The organism is Pseudomonas sp. CM27, from assembly GCF_013179515.1.
GTDB lineage: Bacteria > Pseudomonadota > Gammaproteobacteria > Pseudomonadales > Pseudomonadaceae > Aquipseudomonas.
This window is the reverse complement of sequence record NZ_JABMCN010000165.1, coordinates 1-2,834: the sequence shown is the minus strand read 5'-3', so window position 1 is coordinate 2,834 and position 2,834 is coordinate 1. Positions and strand designations below refer to the sequence as shown.

The following is a 2,834-nucleotide window of genomic DNA, read 5'->3' as shown; positions in this document are numbered from 1 at the left end:
AGGCCAATGCTGCTGCCGGCGCGTTCTACTCCGAGGTCGACGAACAGCTCCTTGCCCGGCCGGATATTTTCCCCGTACAACGGCCCGCCCCAGCGCACTCCCAGGCTCTTCTCATAATCGACGCTGGCCTCGACGATACGCGCCTCGATCGCCACCTGACGGACCGGCACGTCCAGCTGCTGCACCAACTGCCGTATCTCGGCAAGGCGGTCGGCTGGCTGGTGCGCAACCAGGGTATTGGTGCGCTCATCGACACTCAGGCTGCCACGCCCCGCAAGAATGCCGTCATCCGCAAGGCTCGCCATCAGCAAATCGGCCAGTTCAGCGGCCTTGGCGTGATAGATGGGCAGCAGTTCTCGGCGCAGCGGCTGCACTTGCGCATCCAATGACTGCCCCACACGGCTATCTGACGATTGGCCGGCAAACTCCCCCGCAGGCGCGACCAACAGCACATTGCCGTCCTGGCGCCGGGCGAGGCCTTTGCTGCGCAGCACCAGGTCAAGGGCCTGGTCCCATGGCACATCCTGCAAACGCAGGGTGACACTGCCCTGCACCGAATCGCTGGCAACCAGGTTGACGCCGGCGTAGTCGGCCAGCACCTGCAGCACCGCACGCACTTCCACGTCCTGGAAGTTCAACGACATCGGCTCACCCTTATAAGGCGTCGCCGACACCAGCGGGATAGGCAGCAACGCCGCCAGTGCCCATTTCTTCACTATTTTCATCCTGATCCGGGGCCTCCTTGCCCAGGCGCCTTGCGAGGCTGACGAACGCTGTGCGCTCGTGCCACAGCCCTGCCAGGAACAGCCGTTCACGTACTTCGACATGACGCGGGTCGACCTGCGTCACCACCCCCAGGTCGCGCCCGAGGCGATCTCCCTGGCGCACGCGATAGAGCCTGCCAGCCGCCATCAGCAGCGCTTCGTGCGCGGCCCCACGTGACAGGCTGCCGACCATTTCCAGTTGCCCAAGGGGCACGCTGGCCAGCCCACTGCTAGCCATTTGCATAGCCTTGGGCGCAAATGGGTCAAGCGCAGGCGCTGGCGATGCGGCCACGGCAGGCAACTGCGCAAGTAGGCCAGCAGCGGGCATAGGTGCCGATGCGTGATAGGCATCGACCTGTAACCGAAGCCGCAACAACCCAGGCTGATCATCGGCAGCCTCCAGGCGCATGTCACCGCTGCGCAGTATGCGCGTCTGGCTCAACCAGTCGTCCAGCCACACTCGCAAAGCGGCATAACGCCCCACCACCTGCAACTCCAGCGGCACTCTGCGAAAACCAGCCTGCTGCTGGTCTTCATGCACCTCAAGTCGCTCGATGAGCAAGCCCTGCGCACGGCCCGACGCCGCCAGGCGGTCCAGCAGATCGCTCATGCTCTCGCCTGCGGCCAAGTGCCAGTGCGCCTCACGCAGCCGCCGCTCGGCATCTGCCACAGCAGCCTGGAGGTGCTCCAGTTCCGCCAGCTGCGCGCTGCTGGCAGCCTGTTGCTGGTCCAGTGCGGCGTACCTGGCATGCTCCTGAGCCTGTTGCTGCAAAAGCGACGGCAGGCGGATCGAGCAACCCAGACTGAACAGCAGCACGGCCACCAGCACGGGTGCCAGCCGCCTGAGCCGGCGGGAGCCCTGTGCAACCGCCAGCCAGGCGAGCATCCGTGCTGCGGTCACGACCAGAACGCCGAAACACGCGCAGACAGCAGAAATTCATCGCCCCCCGCCAGGCTCTTGATGCGCTTGAGTTCCAGATCGATCAATACACTCGAGCGGCCAAGATCGCGCATGAACTGTGCGACAACGGCAGCGGACGGGGCCAGGCCGGTCATGTGCAGGCGGCCGTTTTCCAGGCTCAGATCGAGCAGTTGCACCCCCACTGGCAGCGCTCCCTCGAGGTCGACAAACACGCTGGCCAGGAGCCCCTGACCGCTGCGCAAGCCCTCCAGCTTGGCCACGCTGACGAGCAGCGCCGCATGTTGCGCACGGATATCGGCCAGCGGCTGCAACTGCTCGCCCAACATCCCGAGGCCTGCCTGGTGGTGTGTATTGACCAGCGCCTGTTGCTGCCCTCGCACACGGGCAAGCTGGTCGACCAGCATCACGGCGCACAAGCCCAATAGTGCAGCAGCGACCAGCTGCCTGCGAAAACGCCGCAACGCCGCCTGGCGTTGCCGCTCGCGCCAGGGCAGAAGGTTCAGCCGCATCATGGCTGCCACCCTCCAACCGAGAGGGCGCCAGCCAGCAGCATCGAGCCATCAACTTGCTCAAGACCCGCCAGACCGGGCAGCTGCCGACATGGCAGCTCAAGCTGCTCGCTCAGGCCCTGCAGCCAACCGGGATCGATCAGTGCGCTGCTGGCAACCCAAAGCCGCGCAGGCAGATACGCTTCGGCAAACAGTGCCTGCAAATGCTCTGGCAGCTGCCCGCTTGCGCGCAACTCATCCTGTGGCAATTCAACGCGCAGAAAGGCCTTGCCCGGCTGCCAGCCATAAAGGGTGACGCTACGCGTTTCGAGACGCAGCAGCGCCGATCCCTCCATACAGCCCAGTGGCAACATGCGAGAAAGGGCAATGTTGTCGACTTCAACGGCCGCCAACTCCAGGCCGGCCTCTTCAACCACCGTTGCGAGCGACGCCAACGCACTCTGCCGACAGGCCGCGACCATCACCTCGAGGCAACCTGGCTGCACGCGGGATGGCCCCAGCGCCTGAAAGTCCAGGGCCAGGTCTTCCAGCGGAAACGGAAACAGCCGTTCAGCGTCGGCCAGCAGCTGCACCTCCATCTCTGCCCCATCCCGCTCCCCGGGCAGATGACACAGCTTGCAGATGACCTGGTTGGCGGAC

4 protein-coding genes are annotated in these 2,834 nt (G+C 65.0%); all 4 read right to left on the bottom strand.

From position 1 onward, the window contains the following. A partial coding sequence (locus tag HP547_RS19475; RefSeq protein ID WP_172287121.1) for a secretin N-terminal domain-containing protein occupies positions 1–725 on the bottom strand: 725 nt, incomplete at its 3' end. Beyond that, positions 655–1,650 (bottom strand): pilus assembly protein PilP, encoded by a 996-nt coding sequence (locus HP547_RS19470; protein WP_172287122.1) that lies wholly within the window; start codon positions 1,648–1,650, stop codon positions 655–657. The genes HP547_RS19470 and HP547_RS19475, both read right to left, overlap by 71 nt. Positions 1,651–1,661: 11 nt before the next feature. After that, entirely contained in the window at positions 1,662–2,198 is a 537-nt protein-coding gene (locus HP547_RS19465) for a PilN domain-containing protein (RefSeq protein WP_172228885.1), read from the bottom strand. Further along, a partial coding sequence (pilM, locus tag HP547_RS19460) for a type IV pilus biogenesis protein PilM (protein WP_172287116.1) occupies positions 2,195–2,834 on the bottom strand: 640 nt, incomplete at its 5' end. The genes pilM and HP547_RS19465, both read right to left, overlap by 4 nt.

What these genes read in the sequence shown, in the direction of transcription:
- HP547_RS19465 (WP_172228885.1), bottom strand. Translation starts at nt 2,198, where the DNA reads ATGATGCGGCTGAACCTTCTGCCCTGGCGCGAGCGGCAACGCCAGGCG.
- HP547_RS19470 (WP_172287122.1), bottom strand. Translation starts at nt 1,650, where the DNA reads ATGCTCGCCTGGCTGGCGGTTGCACAGGGCTCCCGCCGGCTCAGGCGG.